The 16,642-nt window shown below is 62.2% G+C and carries 16 protein-coding genes; 13 read left to right on the top strand and 3 right to left on the bottom strand.

What is annotated here, in order from left to right:
- The first annotated feature begins 1 nt into the window (after position 1).
- The 5 genes from ssuD (at position 2) to coaA (ending at position 4,036) form a co-directional block, all read left to right on the top strand.
- Complete coding sequence (gene ssuD / locus AC1RL5_RS11540; protein WP_015637415.1) at positions 2–1,150, top strand: FMNH2-dependent alkanesulfonate monooxygenase; 1,149 nt, start codon at positions 2–4, stop codon at positions 1,148–1,150.
- A gap of 9 nt (positions 1,151–1,159) precedes the next feature.
- The gene (gene ssuC / locus AC1RL5_RS11535) at positions 1,160–1,948 is read left to right on the top strand and encodes an aliphatic sulfonate ABC transporter permease SsuC (protein ID WP_011064108.1); all 789 of its coding nucleotides are present in this window, start codon (positions 1,160–1,162) and stop codon (positions 1,946–1,948) included.
- Entirely contained in the window at positions 1,945–2,751 is an 807-nt protein-coding gene (gene ssuB / locus AC1RL5_RS11530) for an aliphatic sulfonates ABC transporter ATP-binding protein (RefSeq protein ID WP_492589335.1), read from the top strand. Before ssuC ends, ssuB begins: the two co-directional genes overlap by 4 nt.
- A gap of 34 nt (positions 2,752–2,785) precedes the next feature.
- The gene (locus AC1RL5_RS11525) at positions 2,786–3,001 is read left to right on the top strand and encodes a TOBE domain-containing protein (protein WP_011064106.1); all 216 of its coding nucleotides are present in this window, start codon (positions 2,786–2,788) and stop codon (positions 2,999–3,001) included.
- Between the two features lie 117 nt (positions 3,002–3,118).
- Positions 3,119–4,036 (top strand): type I pantothenate kinase, encoded by a 918-nt coding sequence (gene coaA / locus AC1RL5_RS11520; RefSeq protein WP_145713362.1) that lies wholly within the window; start codon positions 3,119–3,121, stop codon positions 4,034–4,036.
- 8 nt (positions 4,037–4,044) lie between these two features.
- Here the strand turns inward: coaA and AC1RL5_RS11515 are convergent, their stop codons facing one another.
- Together AC1RL5_RS11515 and AC1RL5_RS11510 are read right to left on the bottom strand one after the other, a co-directional pair.
- Positions 4,045–4,683, bottom strand: coding sequence for a TetR/AcrR family transcriptional regulator (locus AC1RL5_RS11515; RefSeq protein ID WP_011064104.1), 639 nt, complete (start codon positions 4,681–4,683; stop codon positions 4,045–4,047).
- Between the two features lie 140 nt (positions 4,684–4,823).
- Positions 4,824–6,200 (bottom strand): glutamine synthetase family protein, encoded by a 1,377-nt coding sequence (locus AC1RL5_RS11510; protein WP_011064103.1) that lies wholly within the window; start codon positions 6,198–6,200, stop codon positions 4,824–4,826.
- 278 nt (positions 6,201–6,478) lie between these two features.
- Between AC1RL5_RS11510 and AC1RL5_RS11505 the strand changes: the two genes are divergently transcribed.
- From AC1RL5_RS11505 to AC1RL5_RS11470, 8 genes are all read left to right on the top strand, one after another.
- Complete coding sequence (locus AC1RL5_RS11505; protein ID WP_053160360.1) at positions 6,479–7,261, top strand: gamma-glutamyl-gamma-aminobutyrate hydrolase family protein; 783 nt, start codon at positions 6,479–6,481, stop codon at positions 7,259–7,261.
- A 38-nt stretch (positions 7,262–7,299) separates the two neighbouring features.
- Positions 7,300–8,658: a glutamine synthetase family protein gene (locus AC1RL5_RS11500; protein ID WP_011064101.1), complete on the top strand. Its 1,359-nt coding sequence runs from the start codon at positions 7,300–7,302 to the stop codon at positions 8,656–8,658.
- A 56-nt stretch (positions 8,659–8,714) separates the two neighbouring features.
- A complete protein-coding gene (locus AC1RL5_RS11495; protein ID WP_011064100.1) occupies positions 8,715–10,079 on the top strand; it encodes an aspartate aminotransferase family protein in 1,365 nt (454 codons plus the stop codon).
- Between the two features lie 184 nt (positions 10,080–10,263).
- A complete protein-coding gene (locus AC1RL5_RS11490; protein ID WP_026020018.1) occupies positions 10,264–11,361 on the top strand; it encodes a polyamine ABC transporter substrate-binding protein in 1,098 nt (365 codons plus the stop codon).
- A 189-nt stretch (positions 11,362–11,550) separates the two neighbouring features.
- Complete coding sequence (locus tag AC1RL5_RS11485; protein ID WP_015637412.1) at positions 11,551–12,645, top strand: polyamine ABC transporter substrate-binding protein; 1,095 nt, start codon at positions 11,551–11,553, stop codon at positions 12,643–12,645.
- A gap of 71 nt (positions 12,646–12,716) precedes the next feature.
- Positions 12,717–13,859 (top strand): ABC transporter ATP-binding protein, encoded by a 1,143-nt coding sequence (locus tag AC1RL5_RS11480; RefSeq protein WP_041120308.1) that lies wholly within the window; start codon positions 12,717–12,719, stop codon positions 13,857–13,859.
- Between the two features lie 35 nt (positions 13,860–13,894).
- Positions 13,895–14,776, top strand: coding sequence for an ABC transporter permease subunit (locus AC1RL5_RS11475; RefSeq protein WP_169892555.1), 882 nt, complete (start codon positions 13,895–13,897; stop codon positions 14,774–14,776).
- Positions 14,773–15,663 (top strand): ABC transporter permease subunit, encoded by an 891-nt coding sequence (locus AC1RL5_RS11470; RefSeq protein ID WP_011064095.1) that lies wholly within the window; start codon positions 14,773–14,775, stop codon positions 15,661–15,663. Before AC1RL5_RS11475 ends, AC1RL5_RS11470 begins: the two co-directional genes overlap by 4 nt.
- Before the next feature lie 148 nt (positions 15,664–15,811).
- On the opposite strand, the gene AC1RL5_RS11465 is transcribed toward AC1RL5_RS11470, so the two are convergent.
- Positions 15,812–16,453 carry an HD domain-containing protein gene (locus tag AC1RL5_RS11465; RefSeq protein ID WP_011064094.1) on the bottom strand — a complete coding sequence of 214 codons (642 nt, stop codon included), beginning with the start codon at positions 16,451–16,453 and terminating at the stop codon, positions 15,812–15,814.
- Between the last annotated feature and the right edge of the window lie 189 nt (positions 16,454–16,642).

Genomic DNA, 16,642 nt, shown 5'->3' with positions numbered 1-16,642 from the left:
CATGAGCCTCAATATCTTCTGGTTCCTGCCTACCCACGGCGACGGCCATTACCTTGGCACCGCCGAAGGCGCTCGCGCCGTCGATCATGCTTACCTGCAGCAGATCGCCCAGGCCGCTGATCGCCTGGGGTTCGGCGGCGTGCTGATCCCCACCGGGCGCTCCTGCGAGGACTCCTGGCTGGTGGCGGCGTCGCTGATCCCAGTGACCCAGCGTCTGAAGTTCCTCGTGGCCCTGCGCCCGGGGATCATCTCCCCGACGGTAGCGGCGCGCCAGGCAGCGACCCTGGACCGGTTGTCCGGCGGCCGGGCGCTGTTCAACCTGGTGACCGGGGGGGATCCGGACGAACTGGCCGGCGACGGCCTGTTCCTCGACCATGAGGAGCGCTACCAGGCTTCGGTGGAGTTCACCCGTATCTGGCGCCGGGTGCTGGAAGGTGAAACCGTGGACTACGACGGCCAGCACATCAGCGTGAAGGGCGCCAAGCTGCTCTATCCGCCGCTGCAGCAACCCCGTCCGCCGCTGTACTTTGGTGGCTCCTCGGAAGCGGCCCAGGACCTGGCCGCCGAGCAGGTGGAGATGGTCCTGACCTGGGGCGAGCCGCCGGCCGCGGTGGCCGAGAAGATCCAGCAGGTGCGGGACAAGGCCGCCAAACTCGGGCGTACCGTACGCTTCGGCATCCGCCTGCACGTGATTGTGCGGGAAACCAACGCCGAGGCCTGGCAGGCTGCCGAGCGGCTGATTTCCCATCTGGACGACGACACCATCGCCCGGGCCCAGGCGTCCCTGGCGCGCTTCGATTCCGTAGGCCAGCAGCGCATGGCCGCCTTGCATGGCGGCCGCCGCGACCAGTTGGAAGTCAGCCCCAACCTCTGGGCCGGGGTCGGCCTGGTGCGCGGCGGTGCCGGTACGGCCCTGGTGGGCGACGGCCCTACCGTGGCGGCACGCATGCAGGAGTATGCGGACCTGGGCATCGACACCTTCATCTTCTCCGGCTATCCGCACCTGGAGGAGGCTTACCGGGTGGCCGAACTGCTGTTCCCGCACCTGGACATCGAACGTCCCAAGCTGCCTGAGGCGGCGGGTTACGTCAGCCCGTTCGGGGAGATGGTCGCCAACGACATCATTCCCAAAGCCGTGTCCCAGAGCTGAGGTGCGGCCATGAACGGACAACGCATAGTGCAGCGTCTGGCGCCTTGGGGCCTGCCGCTGCTGTTGTTGGCGGTGTGGCAACTGTCGGTGTCGGCGGGCTGGCTGTCGACCCGTATCCTGCCGGCCCCCAGCGCGGTGATCGAGGCCGGAGTCAGCCTGGTACGCAGTGGCGATATCTGGACCCACCTGGCCATCAGCGGCTGGCGCGCCGGCCTGGGTTTTGTCATTGGTGGCGGCATCGGCCTGGCGCTGGGCTTTATCACCGGCCTGTCGAAATGGGGTGAGCGGCTGCTGGACAGCTCGGTACAGATGATCCGCAATGTGCCGCACCTGGCGCTGATTCCCCTGGTGATCCTGTGGTTCGGCATCGATGAGTCGGCGAAGATTTTCCTGGTGGCCCTGGGCACGCTGTTCCCGATCTACCTCAACACCTACCACGGCATCCGCAACGTCGACCCGGCACTGGTGGAGATGGCGCGCAGCTACGGCCTGTCCGGCTTCGCCCTGTTCCGCCAGGTGATCCTGCCCGGCGCCCTGCCTTCGATCCTGGTGGGGGTGCGCTTTGCCCTGGGCTTCATGTGGCTGACCCTGATCGTCGCCGAAACCATTTCCGCCAGCTCCGGCATCGGCTACCTGGCAATGAACGCCCGGGAGTTCCTGCAGACCGACGTGGTGGTGCTGGCGATCGTTCTGTACGCGGTGCTCGGCAAGCTGGCGGACCTGGCCGCGCGTGGCCTGGAGCGGGTCTGGCTGCGCTGGCATCCGGCCTACCAGGTCGCCAAAGGCGGTGCCCAATGACGGCTCAACAACCTCCGCGGCTGCTGCAGGGCATTCCCCTGGCGGTGCGCAAACTGCAAAAGACCTTCGGCTCGCGGCAGGTGCTGCGGGAAATCGACCTGCACATTCCCGCCGGCCAGTTCGTGGCGGTGGTGGGGCGCAGCGGCTGCGGCAAAAGTACCTTGCTGCGCCTGCTGGCCGGTCTCGACCAGCCCAGTGCTGGCGAACTGTTGGCCGGTTCCGCGCCCTTGAGTGCTGCCATTGAAGACACCCGGTTGATGTTCCAGGAGGCGCGCCTGCTGCCCTGGAAAAAAGTCATCGATAACGTCGGGCTCGGGCTCAAGGGCAACTGGCGCCCCCAAGCCCTGCAAGCTCTGGAAGCCGTGGGCCTGGCGGACCGCGCCCAGGATTGGCCGGCGGCCCTGTCCGGTGGGCAGAAGCAGCGCGTGGCCCTGGCCCGCGCCCTGATCCACCAGCCGCGGCTGTTGCTGCTGGACGAGCCGCTGGGGGCGCTGGATGCCCTGACGCGGATCGAGATGCAGCAGTTGATCGAACGCCTGTGGCAGCAGCATGGCTTCACCGTGCTGCTGGTCACCCACGATGTCAGCGAAGCGGTGGCGATCGCCGATCGGGTGATCCTGATCGAAGATGGCGAGGTCGGTCTCGACCTGCACGTCGAGCTGCCACGCCCGCGGGTACGGGGTTCCCATCGCCTGGCGGCGCTGGAGACCGAAGTCCTCAACCGCGTGCTGTCATTGCCCGGCTCGCCGCCGGAACCGGAACCCGTTTCACCCTTGCCCACGCAACTGCGCTGGGCTCTTTAAAACAGCCGCTCATTTCGACCCCAGGAGAAACACCATGACCATCAAGGCCATCAACGTACGCAACCAGTTCAAGGGCACCATCAAGGAAATCGTCGAAGGCGACGTGCTGTCGGAAATCGACGTGCAGACCGCTTCCGGCATTGTCACTTCGGTGATCACCACCCGCTCGGTGAAAGAGCTGGAGCTGTCGATTGGCAGCGAAGTGATCGCCTTTGTGAAGTCCACCGAGGTATCGATCGCCAAGTTGTGAACGGCGCCCGATCACGGCCCCGAACGGTGCGAGCCCTTCGGGGCTTTTTCATGGGCGCTGTAAATACCGGTCAGATTTGATACTTTCCCTGCTTTCGGCAAGACCTGAACAGTAAACATGACAACAGAGCAGGGTCCAAATGTGGGGTATCTGGAGTTCGATCGCGACCATTGGGCCGCTCTGCGGGCCGGTGAGCCGATGAGTCTTGCGCCATCCGAGATGGAGACGCTGACCAGTCCGACCCAGCCCATGGCGTCCGAAGAAGTGCGGCAGATCCTCCTGCCGCTGTCGCGCCTGCTGCATTTGCATGCGGCGCAGGTGCAATCGCTGAAGGTGCCGCAGACCGGTTTCAAGGCCCCCTACGTGATCGGTGTTTCCGGCAGCGTGGCGGTGGGCAAGAGCAGTTTTGCCCGGGTCCTGGCGGCGCTGCTGGCCTATTGGCCGGGCAAGCCCAATGTGCACCTGGTGACCACGGATTCGTTCCTGTTCCCGCTGGCCACTCTGCAGGAAAAAAACATCCTGCACCGCAAGGGCTTTCCAGAGTCCTATGACGAACCGCTGTTCTTGGATTTTCTCCAGGCGGTGTGCCGCCGGGGCGAAGCGGTGCGGATTCCCATCTATTCCCATGTGCGCTACGACATCCTGGCCGATGAGGCGCAGTCGGTGGAGGCGCCGGACATCATCATCCTGGAAGGCTTGAATGTGTTGCAGGGGGAGCAGGGCGAGGGCCTGAACGCCCTGGATTTCATCGACTTCTCGATCTATGTCGACGCTCCCGAAGCGACCATCAAGACCTGGTACCTGGAGCGGTTCGTCTACCTGAAGAACACTGCCTTCCAGTCGGGGGATTCCTACTTCAACAAGTACAAGGGCCTGTCCGATTCCGAGGCGCTGTCAGTGGCCTCCGATACCTGGGACCGGGTCAACCTGAAGAACCTGGTTGAAAACATCCTGCCGACTCGGGAGCGAGCCAACCTGATCATCCACAAGTCGGCGGACCACAGCATCGACCGGTTGCTGCTGCGTCAGGCCTGAACCGGCGTTCAGGGCGGGGTGGGGCGCTTGGCCAGGTAGGGCGGCAGGTACAGGCCCAGGTAGGCATCGAAGACGCGCATGCCTTCCTCGGCCATGCGCGGGGTGATCTGCCCGTGCTGCTGCACGGAGCGGGCATACACCCGATCTCCCAGCTCCATGGCCAGGGCGAACACGTCGACATCGACGGGTAGCGTCGGCAACTCGAAATGATGATCGAACAGCTTGTGCATCAGGTCCCCCAGCTCGATGTCGTGCTGGCGGTCGGCCTGGGTGACTTCGGTCAGGCCGTGCTGGGCGAGGATCAGTTGGCGGGCCGCCGCGTCCTCGCCGTAGATGTCGAGCATGCGTTGCTCCACCAGGCGTGACAGGTCGCGCCAGCTGCTGAGCCGCTCATGGTCGATAGGTTCCAGCAGGCAGGCGCGGAACGCCGCGTGGACATCGGCGGTAAGGGCTTCCAGCAGGGCCGGGACGCTGGCGAAGAAGTGATAGACCGAGGATGGCGGGATCTGCGCCTTGTCGGCCACGCTGTAGATCGACAGGCTGGCCACGCCCTCGGCCGCCAGCAGGGTCCGTGCGGCGTCGAGTATGGAGTCGATCCGGGCCTGGCTGCGTGCACGGGGTTTGCGAAGCGGGGCGGTGCGCGTCATCAGTCTCTCCTACAGGGCAGCGGGCATTGTACGCGAGTGGGCCGTTGTCCCTGTAGCCGCAGCCTGGGCGCATCCGAATCACGGGCATAAAAAAACGCCGCCGGGATGAACCCTGCGGCGTTCTTCAATGCAGCTGGCGCTTACACGGTGTGCAGGTACCAGTTGTACTCGAGGTCGGAGATGGAGTGTTCGAACTCCTCCAACTCACTTTCCTTGCAGGCGACGAAGATATCGATGTATTTCGGATCGATGTACTTGGCCATGACTTCGCTGTCGTCCAACTCGCGCAGGGCATCACGCAGGTTGTTCGGCAGGCTCTGCTCGTTCTGCTCGTAGGAGTTGCCTTCGGTAGGCGCCCCCGGCTCGATCTTGTTGGTCAGGCCGTGGTGCACGCCCGCCAGGACCGAAGCCATCAGCAGATAGGGGTTGGCGTCGGCGCCGGCGACCCGGTGTTCGATGCGCACTGCATCGGCCGAGCCGGTCGGGACGCGAATGGCCACGGTACGGTTGTCCAGGCCCCAGCTCGGCGAGTTCGGCACATAGAACTGCGCGCCGAAACGGCGATAGGAGTTGACGTTCGGGCAGAGGAAGGCCATCTGCGCCGGTAGGGTCTCGAGCACACCGCCGATCGCGTGACGCAGTGCGGCGTTCTGCTCGGGATCCTCGCTGGCGAAGATGTTCTTGCCATCTTTGTCCAGAACCGAAATGTGAACGTGCAGACCGTTGCCCGCCTGGCCCGGGTAAGGCTTGGCCATGAAGGTAGTGTCCATCTCATGGTCGTAGGCGATGTTCTTGATCAGGCGCTTGAGCAGGACCGCGTAGTCGCAGGCCTTGATCGGGTCGGCCACGTGGTGCAGGTTGACTTCGAATTGTGCCGGGGCACTTTCCTTGACGATGGCGTCGGCCGGGATGCCTTGTTCCTTGGCACCTTCCAGGATGTCCTGGAGGCAGTCGACGTATTCGTCGAGGTCGTCGATCAGGTAGACCTGTGTGGAGTGCGGGCGCTTGCCGGAAATCGGCGAGCGTGGTGGCTGTGGCCGGCCGTTCACGTTCTCCTGGTCGATCAGGTAGAACTCCAGCTCGAAAGCGGCGCAGATGGTCAGGCCCAGTTCGTCGAACTTGGTTACCACCTGGCGCAGGACTTCCCGTGGATCGGCAAAGAAGGGGTCGCCTTCGAGTTCGTGCATGGTCATCAGCAATTGCGCGGTAGGGCGCTTCTGCCAGGGCTCGTTGCACAGGGTATCGGGGATTGGATAGCAGATCCGGTCGGCGTCGCCGATGTCCAGACCCAGGCCGGTGCTTTCCACCGTAGAGCCATTGATATCCAGGGCAAACAGGGAGGCCGGCAGGTTGATGCCTTTCTCGTAAACCTTGTGGAGGCTGGTGCGTTCGATGCGCTTGCCGCGCACCACACCATTCATATCCGCAATCAGAAGGTCAACGTACAGAACCTCAGGATGTTCCTTAAGGAACGCGTTCGCTTCGTTGAGCTGAACGGCACGCGGGGGTACCGACATGATGCAACACCTTTGTTGTTAAAAATATCAATCATTGATCTTTTCTGGTTTCAGTCAACCCGAACGGCATGCCGAAGTCAAGTAAGGCCTTTTATGCCCTAATAAAGGGCTGGCAAGGCTCTTTTGGGGCAAAACAGGGCGTTTTTTGGGGCTCGGCCGCCTTGGGCACCGCAGGCTTGAGCGGGCCGTGTTGTATTTTTTACGGGGGTGTTGTGTAAAAAAATGAACAAGGCTAAGCTCGAATCAAACCCATAACAGCAATAATACCGGGGTGTTTCATGTCTCGCCTGCCGTTAATCGGCGTCACCGCCTGCTCCAGGCAGATCGGTCTGCATGCTTATCACATCAGTGGCGACGAGTATGTCCACGCAGTAGCCAGCGCAGCCCAGGGCGTGCCGGTGATTATCCCGTCCATGGCGGAACTGCTTTCCCCGTCCGATATTCTGGACGGTCTGGACGGCATTCTCTTTACCGGCTCTCCCTCCAATATCGAACCTTTCCATTACCAGGGGCCTGCCAGCGCGCCGGGCACTGCTCATGATTCTGCACGGGATGCTGCCACCCTGCCGCTGCTGAGCGCCGCCGTCGCGAGTGGCGTTCCGGTGCTGGGCATCTGCCGCGGCTTCCAGGAAATGAACGTGGCCCTGGGCGGCAGCCTGCATCAGAACGTGCAGCAGGTGCAGCCTTTCATGGACCACCGGCACGCCGAACAGCCCGGCCAACCCCTGGACGCCTGGTACGCGCCGGCCCACGACCTGCATATCAAGGCAGGTGGTGTTCTGGCGGAGCTGGGCCTGCCGGAGCGGATTCAAGTCAACTCGATCCATGCCCAGGGCGTCGAGCGTCTGGCCCCGGGGCTGCGGGTCGAGGCGCTGGCTCCCGACGGGTTGGTAGAGGCGGTCTCGGTAGAAGCCAGCAAGGCTTTTGCACTAGGGGTGCAATGGCACCCCGAATGGCAGGTAAGCTGCAACCCTCACTACCTGGCCATCTTCCAGGCTTTTGGTGATGCCTGCCGCAAGCGGGCAAGACAACGCGACGCCGAAGCGTCACACAAGGCCTGACTTAATAGAGAGTCAGGAAACTCAGCCTAGAGGCATTTATGAGTAACAACCTCGACCAGCTCACCGATTGGTTGAAAGACCACAAGATCACAGAAGTCGAATGCATGATCGGCGATTTGACCGGGATCACCCGGGGCAAGATCTCGCCGACCAACAAGTTCATTGCCGAAAAAGGCATGCGCCTGCCCGAGAGCGTGCTGCTGCAGACCGTGACCGGCGACTATGTCGAAGACGACATTTATTACGAACTGCTGGACCCGGCCGACATCGACATGGTCTGCCGCCCGGACCAGAACGCGGTGTACCTTGTGCCCTGGGCCATCGAGCCCACTGCCCAGGTGATCCATGACACCTACGACAAGCAGGGCAACCCCATCGAGCTGTCGCCGCGCAACGTCCTGAAGAAAGTCCTGAAACTCTACGCCGACCACGGCTGGCAGCCCATCGTGGCGCCGGAGATGGAGTTCTACCTGACCAAGCGCAGCGACGACCCGGACTACCCGCTGCAGCCGCCGATCGGCCGCTCCGGCCGCCCGGAAACCGGGCGCCAGTCGTTCTCCATTGAGGCTGCGAACGAATTCGACCCGCTGTTCGAAGACGTCTACGACTGGTGCGAACTGCAGGAGCTGGACCTGGACACGCTGATCCACGAGGACGGCACGGCGCAGATGGAGATCAACTTCCGTCACGGCGATGCCCTGTCCCTGGCCGACCAGATCCTGGTGTTCAAGCGCACCATGCGCGAAGCCGCGCTCAAGCACGACGTGGCCGCCACCTTCATGGCCAAGCCCATGACCGGCGAGCCCGGCAGCGCCATGCACCTGCACCAGAGCATCATCGACATCAACACCGGCAAGAACGTCTTCTCCAATGAAGACGGGACCATGAGCCAGCTGTTCCTCAACCACATCGGTGGTTTGCAGAAGTTCATTCCCGAGCTGCTGCCGCTGTTCGCCCCCAACGTCAACTCGTTCCGTCGTTTCCTGCCCGATACCTCGGCGCCGGTGAACGTCGAGTGGGGCGAAGAGAACCGCACCGTGGGCCTGCGGGTGCCGGATGCCGGGCCACAGAACCGTCGCGTGGAAAACCGCCTGCCGGGCGCCGACGCCAACCCGTACCTGGCCATCGCCGCCAGCCTGCTGTGTGGCTACATCGGCATGGTCGAAGGCCACAACCCGAGCGCGCCCGTGGTGGGCCGTGGCTACGAGCGCCGCAACCTGCGCCTGCCACTGACCATCGAAGACGCGCTGGAGCGCATGGAAAACAGCAAGACCATCGAGAAGTACCTGGGCCAGAAGTTCATCACCGGCTATGTCGCGGTGAAGCGGGCCGAGCACGAAAACTTCAAGCGCGTGATCAGCTCGTGGGAGCGGGAGTTCCTGTTGTTCGCCGTCTGATCCGCCGGGCGCCACTGCCCGCCAGTGGCGCCTTCACTGACACTAAGGAGAGATTGATGACTCATAAAAACCCGCAAACCCGCGAGTGGCAAACCCTCAGCAGTGATCACCACCTGGCACCGTTCAGTGACTTCAAGCAACTGAAGGAAAAGGGCCCGCGGATCATCACCCATGCCAAGGGTGTGTACCTCTGGGACAGTGAAGGCAATCAGATTCTCGACGGCATGGCCGGCCTGTGGTGCGTAGCCATCGGCTATGGCCGTGACGAACTGGCGGAAGCCGCCAGCAAGCAAATGCGCGAACTGCCCTATTACAACCTGTTCTTCCAGACTGCCCACCCACCGGTGCTGGAGCTGTCCAAGGCGATCGCCGATATCGCGCCAGAAGGCATGAACCACGTGTTCTTCACCGGTTCCGGCTCCGAAGGCAACGACACCATGCTGCGCATGGTCCGCCACTACTGGGCGATCAAGGGCCAGCCGAACAAGAAAACCATCATCAGCCGGGTCAATGGCTACCACGGTTCCACTGTGGCCGGTGCCAGCCTCGGCGGCATGACCTACATGCACGAGCAGGGCGACTTGCCGATCCCGGGTATCGTCCACATCCCGCAGCCTTACTGGTTCGCCGAAGGCGGCGACATGAGCCCCGAAGAGTTCGGTATCTGGGCCGCCAACCAGCTCGAAGAGAAGATCCTCGAACTGGGCGTGGACAATGTCGGGGCCTTTATCGCCGAACCGATCCAGGGCGCCGGTGGCGTGATCGTACCGCCGGACAGCTACTGGCCGCGGATCAAGGAAATCCTTGCCAAGTACGACATCCTGTTCGTCGCCGATGAAGTGATCTGTGGCTTCGGGCGCACCGGTGAGTGGTTCGGTAGCGATTTCTACGACCTCAAGCCGGACATGATGACCATCGCCAAGGGCCTGACCTCCGGCTACATCCCCATGGGTGGGCTGATCGTGCGCGACGAAGTGGTGGCGGTGCTCAACGAGGGCGGCGACTTCAACCACGGTTTCACCTATTCCGGGCACCCGGTGGCCGCTGCCGTGGCCCTGGAAAACATCCGCATCATGCGCGAAGAGAAAATTATCCAGCGCGCCCATGAAAAAGCGGCACCGTATTTGCAGAAACGTCTGCGCGAGTTGAGCGACCACCCGCTGGTGGGCGAGGTTCGCGGGGTAGGGCTGCTGGGGGCCATCGAACTGGTCAAGGACAAGGCCACCCGGGCGCGTTACGAAGGCCGAGGCGTGGGCATGATCTGCCGGCAGTTCTGCTTCGACAACGGCCTGATCATGCGCGCGGTGGGTGACACCATGATCATTGCGCCGCCCCTGGTGATCAGCGAGGCGGAGATCGACGAGCTGGTGGCCAAGGCGCGCAAGTGTCTGGACCTGACCTTGAGTGTGCTCGAGGGCTGAGTGCTAGGCTTTGAGCGCGGTGCTTGCGGGCACTGCGTTCAAAGCAGATGTAAAAGCCTGGTCTTTTCTTGAAAGCCGGCCTTGGATCTTGCCAGACTACCCGCCGTTTTGGTTGCCCGGATATTGGCCGCTGAGCGAGTGGTTAAAAAGAATAATTGGAGCATTACGCATGAAGGCATTAGGTATGAAGTTAGCTGGCAAGACCCTCCTCGCCATGTCCCTGATGGGCGTGATGGCGGCGGCGGCACAAGCGGACGATAAAGTGCTGCACGTTTACAACTGGTCCGATTACATCGCGCCGGACACTATCAAGAAGTTTGAAGCCGAGTCGGGCATCAAGGTTGTCTACGACGTGTTCGACAGCAATGAAACCCTGGAAGCCAAGTTGCTCGCCGGCAAGTCCGGTTATGACGTTGTGGTGCCTTCCAACAACTTCCTGGCCAAGCAGATTAAGGCCGGTGTCTACCAGGAACTGGACCGCTCCAAGTTGCCGAACTGGAAGAACCTCAACGAATCGCTGCTCAAGGCGGTTTCGGTGAGCGACCCGGGCAACAAGCATGCCTTCCCTTACATGTGGGGCTCGATCGGTATCGGCTTCAACGCCGAGAAGGTCAAGGCCGCGCTGGGTGCCGATGCACCGACCAACTCCTGGGACCTGCTGTTCAAGCCTGAGAACGCTGAGAAGCTGAAGGCCTGCGGCGTCAGCTTCCTCGATTCGCCAACCGAGATGATTCCGGTGGCGCTGCACTACCTGGGCTACCCGACCGACAGCCAGGACAAGAAGCAACTGGCTGAAGCCGAAGCGCTGTTCCTCAAGATCCGTCCTTCGATCGCCTACTTCCACTCCTCCAAGTACATCTCCGACCTGGCCAACGGCAACATCTGCGTCGCCGTGGGTTACTCGGGCGACATCTACCAGGCCAAGGCCCGTGCCGCCGAAGCCGGTGACAAGGTCAAGGTCAGCTACAACATCCCCAAAGAGGGTGCTGGCAGCTTCTATGACATGGTGGCCATCCCCAAAGACGCGGAAAACGTCGAAGGCGCCTACAAGTTCATGACCTTCCTGCAAAAGCCTGAAGTCATGGCCGAAATCACCAACGCCGTGCGTTTCCCCAACGGTAACGCGGCTGCAACCCCATTGGTCGATAAAGACATCACCAGCGACCCGGGCGTCTACCCGCCAGCTGAGGTGCAGGCCAAGCTGTACGCGATCGCCGACCTGCCGGCCGCGACCCAGCGCATCCTGACCCGCAGCTGGACCAAGATCAAATCCGGCAAATAAGCCGATTTGCAGCACTCCCTGTTGCCGTCGTCGTGGCGAGGGCGGCAACAGGAAACAATTAAATGACAGAAAGTTTTGCTGGATTGGTTTATCGAGGGTAAGTTGCGCGCCGGTTTTGTTGCTGGGCAGCTTGGAGGCTGTCAGGTAGCGCGGGGCAACTTGGGCCCAACTATTTAAGAGGACCTCCACTTGCCTATTTCTTTATTTCGCAAAGCCATGCTGGCCGCCGCCGGCCTGACGCTGATGGCTGGCGTCCAGGCTGCACCGACCGTGCATATTTATAACTGGTCCGATTACATCGGTCAGAACACCCTGGCCGAGTTTGAAAAGGCCACCGGTATCAAGCCGGTGTATGACGTATTCGATTCCAATGAAACCCTGGAAGGCAAGTTGCTGGCCGGCCGTACCGGTTATGACGTGGTCGTGCCGTCCAACCACTTCCTGGGCAAGCAGATCAAGGCCGGGGCTTTCCAGAAGCTCGACAAGAGCCTGCTGACCCACTATTCGAACCTTGACCCGGTACTGCTCAAGCGTCTGGAAATGAACGACCCGGGCAACCAGTACGCGGTGCCGTACCTGTGGGGTACCAACGGCATCGGCTACAACGTCGACAAGGTCAAGGCCGCCCTGGGCGTGGACAAGATCGATTCCTGGAGCGTGCTGTTCGAGCCGGAGAACATCAAGAAGCTCAACAGCTGCGGCGTGGCCTTCCTCGACTCCGCCGACGAGATGATGCCCACGGTCCTCAACTACCTGGGCCTGAACGCCAACAGCACCAACCCCCAGGACTACAAGAAGGCCGAGGCCACGTTACTGGCAGTGCGTCCTTACGTGACCTACTTCCATTCGTCCAAGTACATCTCGGACCTGGCCAACGGCAATATCTGCGTGGCCATCGGGTTTTCCGGCGATGTGTTCCAGGCCAAGGCCCGGGCCGCCGATGCCGGCAAGGGTGTGAACATCGCCTATGCGATTCCGAAGGAGGGCGGTGCCCTGTGGTTCGACATGCTGGCGATCCCCAAGGATTCGACCAACGTCAAGCAGGCCCACGCCTTCATCAACTATTTGCTGCAACCTGAAGTGATCGCTCAGGTCAGTGACTATGTCGGTTATGCCAACCCCAACCCCGGGTCGGACAAGCTGATGGAGCAGTCCATCCGCACCGACGAAGCGGTCTACCCACCGCAGGAAGTGCTCGACAAGACCTACGTGTCCACCGAGTTGCCACCCAATATCCAACGCTTGATGACCCGCAGCTGGACCAAGGTCAAGACGGGTAAATAGTTCCACAGGCTCAAACTATCCAAGGTCCGCCCGCATGGGGCGGGCTGCAAATTTTGTTGGGAGTTTCGCAAATGGCAGTTGCCTCCGGCGCCTATAAGAAAGCCCTCGAGGGCGACCAGACACCTAAGCAGGTGCTGGTCAAAATCGACCGGGTCACGAAGAAGTTCGACGAGACGGTTGCCGTGGACGATGTGTCCCTGGAAATCAAGAAGGGCGAGATCTTCGCCCTGCTCGGCGGTTCGGGTTCAGGCAAGTCCACCTTGCTGCGGATGCTGGCCGGTTTCGAACGGCCAACGGAGGGGCGAATCTTCCTCGATGGTGTAGACATCACTGACATGCCGCCCTACGAGCGGCCGATCAACATGATGTTCCAGTCCTACGCCCTGTTCCCCCACATGACCGTGGCCCAGAACATCGCCTTCGGCCTCAAGCAGGACAAGATCCCTGCCGCCGAGATCGACGCCCGGGTGGCAGAGATGCTCAAGCTGGTGCAGATGAGCCAGTACGCCAAGCGCAAGCCGCACCAGCTCTCCGGCGGCCAGCGCCAGCGCGTGGCCCTGGCCCGTTCCCTGGCCAAGCGTCCCAAGCTGCTCTTGCTGGACGAGCCCATGGGCGCCCTGGACAAGAAGCTGCGCTCGCAGATGCAACTGGAACTGGTGGAGATCATCGAGCGCGTGGGCGTGACCTGCGTAATGGTGACCCACGACCAGGAAGAGGCCATGACCATGGCCGAACGCATCGCCATCATGCACCTGGGCTGGATCGCCCAGATCGGCAGCCCGATCGACATCTACGAGACCCCGGTCAGCCGCCTGGTCTGCGAATTCATCGGCAACGTCAACATCTTCGAGGGTGAAGTGGTGGACGATGCCGAGGGTCACGCGCTGATCACCTGCAAGGACCTGGACCGCAGCATCTATGTCGGCCACGGCATCAGCACTTCGGTGCAGGACAAATCGGTGACCTACGCGATCCGCCCGGAAAAGCTCCTGGTGACTGCCGAGATGCCGACCTGCGAGTACAACTGGTCCAGCGGCAAGGTCCACGACATTGCCTACCTGGGCGGCCACTCGGTGTTCTACGTCGAGCTGCCGAGCGGCAAGCTGGTGCAATCCTTCGTCGCCAACGCCGAGCGCCGTGGTGCGCGGCCGACCTGGGGTGACCAGGTCTACGTCTGGTGGGAAGACGACAGCGGCGTGGTACTGCGCTCATGAACATGCGAAAGCTCAAGCGCCGACTCAATCGAATAATTCCCGGTGGCCGTCAGCTGGTCATCGGGGTTCCGTTCATCTGGCTGTTCCTGTTCTTCATGCTGCCGTTCTTCATCGTCCTGAAGATCAGCTTCGCCGAAGCGGACGTGGCCATTCCGCCGTACACCGAGATCTACAGCTACGTCGACCAGAAGCTGCAGTTGCTGCTGAACCTGGGCAACTACGCGATGCTCGGCGACGACGAACTCTATATCGCCGCCTACCTTGGCTCGCTGAAGATGGCGTTCTTCAGCACCATCCTCTGCCTGCTGATCGGCTACCCGATGGCCTACGCCATCGCCAGTGCCCGCAAGGAATTGCAGACGGTGCTGGTGCTGCTGATCATGATGCCGACCTGGACCGCGATCCTGATCCGCGTCTATGCCTGGATGGGCATCCTCAGCAACAACGGCCTGCTCAATGGCTTCCTGATGTCCATGGGCTGGATCAACGAGCCGCTGCAGATCCTCAACACCAACATCGCGGTGTATATCGGTGTGGTCTATTCCTACCTGCCGTTCATGATCCTGCCGCTGTACGCGAACCTGGTGAAACACGACACCAGCCTGCTGGAGGCCGCGGCCGACCTGGGTTCGAGTACCTTCAACAGCTTCTGGAAAATCACCGTGCCGCTGTCCAAGAACGGCATCATCGCCGGCTGCATGCTGGTGTTCATCCCGGTGGTGGGTGAGTTCGTGATTCCGGAACTGCTGGGCGGTCCGGAAACCCTGATGATCGGCAAGGTGCTGTGGCAAGAGTTCTTCAACAACCGTGACTGGCCGGTGGCATCCGCCCTGGCGGTGGTGATGCTGGCGATCCTGATTGTGCCGATCATCCTGTTCAACCGCAGTCAGGCCAAGGAAATGGAGGGCAAGGAATGAAGCGCTTCAGTTTCTCCAGCCTGATGCTGGTGCTCGGCCTGTTGTTCATCTACCTGCCGATGCTGATCCTGGTGATCTACTCGTTCAACGCCTCCAAGCTGGTGACGGTGTGGGGCGGCTGGTCAATCAAGTGGTACATCGGCCTGCTGGATAACCAGCAACTGATGGGCTCGGTGATGCGCTCCCTGGAAATCGCCTGCTACACCGCTGTAGCGGCGGTGGCACTGGGCACCCTGGCGGCGTTCGTGCTGACCCGGATCACCCGCTTCAAGGGCCGTACCCTGTTCGGTGGCCTGGTCACCGCGCCGCTGGTGATGCCGGAAGTGATCACCGGTCTTTCCTTGCTGCTGCTGTTCGTGGCCATGGCCCAGGCGGTCGGCTGGCCTCAGGAGCGCGGCATCGTCACCATCTGGATCGCCCACACCACGTTCTGCGCCGCCTATGTGGCAGTGGTGGTGTCGGCCCGCCTGCGTGAGCTGGACCTATCCATCGAAGAGGCGGCCATGGACCTGGGCGCGCGGCCGTGGAAGGTGTTCTTCCTGATCACCATCCCGATGATCGCGCCTTCGCTGGCGGCGGGCGGCATGATGTCCTTCGCCCTGTCCCTGGATGACCTGGTACTGGCCAGCTTCGTTTCCGGCCCGGGTTCCACCACCTTGCCGATGGAAGTGTTCTCGGCGGTGCGCCTGGGGGTGAAGCCTGAGATCAACGCCGTGGCCAGCCTGATCCTGCTGGCGGTGTCCCTGGTGACCTTCCTGGTCTGGTTCTTCAGCCGGCGCGCCGAAGAAGCCCGCAAGCGGGCGATCCAGCAGGCCATCGAGGAAAGCGCTGCCGATTCCTGGAAACAGCCGGACGTGCGTCGGGCCCAGGCGCCGGAAACCGCCTGAGTTGCAGTTGTGTCATCAAAAAACCTCGCCCCGGTTTCCGGGAGCGAGGTTTTTTATTGGCCCTTGCCGGGGCAAGCGTCCTTCAGAAGGGGATTGGGCTTGCAGGGCTCTTCGCTGGCCAGCCAGCGCCTGAAACGCTGGTGGTGGGTCAGGATTGCCAGGGTGAACGGCGAATCACCTCGACGAAATTCAACGCCTTGAACCCTGGCTGCTGGTCGGCCAGGACGTCGGTCTTGACGTTGCCGAAGGTGGTTTGCGGGCGATGGCGCAGGCCGTCGGCGAAGGCGCAGATGATGCATTCCTTGAAGCCTTCACCGCGCGGGTGGGCGTGGACCACGGCTTCACGCTGGGCCGCGGGGAACGCGGCGTAGTCGATGCCCAGCACATCCATCTCGACCCCGGCGGTGACCAGGGCCACGGTAGGGCGCAGGTGCTGGGGGATGCCTGGGGTGGTGTGCAAGGCGATGGACAGCCAGACCTGCTCGATATCGTCGGCGCTGAGGCCGTAGGGCTGGAGAAAGTCGCGTGCGGCGTTGGCGCCGTCGACTTCGAAGCGCTGGTCGGCGCTGCGCAGGCCCTCCACCAACCCCAGGTCGTGGAACATGGCGCCGACGTAGAGCAACTGCGGGTCGTAAGCCAGCTGCCGGCGTTCGCCGCTCAGGGCGCCGAACAGGAACACCCGGCGCGAGTGGTGATAAAGCAGGTCGGATTCGACATCGCGGATGTACTCGGTGGTGGCTCGGGCCAGGGCGCTGTCGGGTATCCGGATCCCGGCGATGGTGGAGCTCATGGGGCGTTCCTCGTGGCGGGCGCCGTGCTGGCGCTGGAGCCTTCAGTCTGTTACCGGCCCTTTCGGCCCACAATCGCACCGGGGCTGCGATCCCGGCCAACCTGCGTGCATTTCCTGCCAGTGCTATGTTCCCCCGAGCTTTGCTTGCGACAATTGCCCGCCGCTCGGGGTTGCCGGGCGCGGGTCATA

Source organism: Pseudomonas sp. GW822-FHT06D10 (assembly GCF_058799535.1).
The sequence above is the reverse complement of the archived record's forward strand: the minus strand, read 5'-3'. Positions and strand labels throughout refer to the sequence as shown.

Excerpts from the sequence above, each read along its gene's own strand:
- coaA (WP_145713362.1), top strand. The coding sequence starts at position 3,119 with ATGACAACAGAGCAGGGTCCAAATGTGGGGTATCTGGAGTTCGATCGC.
- ssuB (WP_492589335.1), top strand. The coding sequence starts at position 1,945 with ATGACGGCTCAACAACCTCCGCGGCTGCTGCAGGGCATTCCCCTGGCG.
- AC1RL5_RS11515 (WP_011064104.1), bottom strand. The coding sequence starts at position 4,683 with ATGACGCGCACCGCCCCGCTTCGCAAACCCCGTGCACGCAGCCAGGCC.
- AC1RL5_RS11480 (WP_041120308.1), top strand. The coding sequence starts at position 12,717 with ATGGCAGTTGCCTCCGGCGCCTATAAGAAAGCCCTCGAGGGCGACCAG.
- AC1RL5_RS11490 (WP_026020018.1), top strand. The coding sequence starts at position 10,264 with ATGAAGTTAGCTGGCAAGACCCTCCTCGCCATGTCCCTGATGGGCGTG.
- AC1RL5_RS11525 (WP_011064106.1), top strand. The coding sequence starts at position 2,786 with ATGACCATCAAGGCCATCAACGTACGCAACCAGTTCAAGGGCACCATC.
- AC1RL5_RS11495 (WP_011064100.1), top strand. The coding sequence starts at position 8,715 with ATGACTCATAAAAACCCGCAAACCCGCGAGTGGCAAACCCTCAGCAGT.
- ssuD (WP_015637415.1), top strand. The coding sequence starts at position 2 with ATGAGCCTCAATATCTTCTGGTTCCTGCCTACCCACGGCGACGGCCAT.
- AC1RL5_RS11510 (WP_011064103.1), bottom strand. The coding sequence starts at position 6,200 with ATGTCGGTACCCCCGCGTGCCGTTCAGCTCAACGAAGCGAACGCGTTC.
- ssuC (WP_011064108.1), top strand. The coding sequence starts at position 1,160 with ATGAACGGACAACGCATAGTGCAGCGTCTGGCGCCTTGGGGCCTGCCG.
- AC1RL5_RS11465 (WP_011064094.1), bottom strand. The coding sequence starts at position 16,453 with ATGAGCTCCACCATCGCCGGGATCCGGATACCCGACAGCGCCCTGGCC.
- AC1RL5_RS11505 (WP_053160360.1), top strand. The coding sequence starts at position 6,479 with ATGTCTCGCCTGCCGTTAATCGGCGTCACCGCCTGCTCCAGGCAGATC.
- AC1RL5_RS11470 (WP_011064095.1), top strand. The coding sequence starts at position 14,773 with ATGAAGCGCTTCAGTTTCTCCAGCCTGATGCTGGTGCTCGGCCTGTTG.
- AC1RL5_RS11500 (WP_011064101.1), top strand. The coding sequence starts at position 7,300 with ATGAGTAACAACCTCGACCAGCTCACCGATTGGTTGAAAGACCACAAG.